This window comes from Microbacterium sp. LB12 (genome assembly GCF_037150835.1).
Taxonomy (GTDB): Bacteria; Actinomycetota; Actinomycetes; order Actinomycetales; family Microbacteriaceae; genus Microbacterium.
On sequence record NZ_JBBCPF010000040.1, the window covers coordinates 1 to 669 of the forward strand.

The following is a 669-nucleotide window of genomic DNA, read 5'->3' on the forward strand; positions in this document are numbered from 1 at the left end:
GATCGACGTGGATAAGCCAGAGCCCCGGCTGGCAGAACACGCACGCCCGCCCGCCGAAACAACTCAACGAAAAGCGAAACGCGGCTCAACCGAATCGCGACGGTGGATCAGGGCTGAGCGACCCATACTTCGCCTTGCGGTGGATGTCTACGAGGACAAATTCCGATCCAGGCACCTCCTCCCCATCGACAAGAAGGCCTACTCCACCGCCGATGAGTTGGTGGCCTCCCTCGAAGGCCGGATCACCGATGGTGGGGGACTCATCGGTGATGTCGTGTACGAGGATCTCGGCACGCTCATGCCGATGGCAGTATTGGATAGCGCCACCGGCAGACTCTCCATCAATCTTGAGCACCCGTTTGTCGCGCATTTTGCTGACGAGTACAACGATCGGAAGAACAACCTTCCGCTCGAACTGTTCGCGATCGCCGAGATCCTCCTCGAAGCCGGACTGAACGACGCCAACGTCGGCGACGCAGCGGTGACTTCCATTCTGGATTCACGCGATGAACTTCTCCGGCATCTCGCCAGGTCATCTGGAGCTCAGCCCCGATCCACCATGTCGGGTGCGGTTCGTGGGCGTGCCGTGAAGTGAAATGTCCTTCTGGTCTGGGAAAATGTTGATTGTCTAGAGCAACGTTTACCAGTCCGGAAGGACACCTCGTAAGT

At 58.4% G+C, this 669-nt stretch carries 1 protein-coding gene; it reads left to right on the forward strand.

Features of this window, described 5'->3' with window-relative positions; translation table 11 throughout:
* The coding region (locus tag WFM69_RS19280) for a hypothetical protein (protein ID WP_337007451.1) at window positions 1-595 on the forward strand (595 nt) is incomplete at its 5' end.
* Window positions 596-669 lie beyond the last annotated feature (74 nt).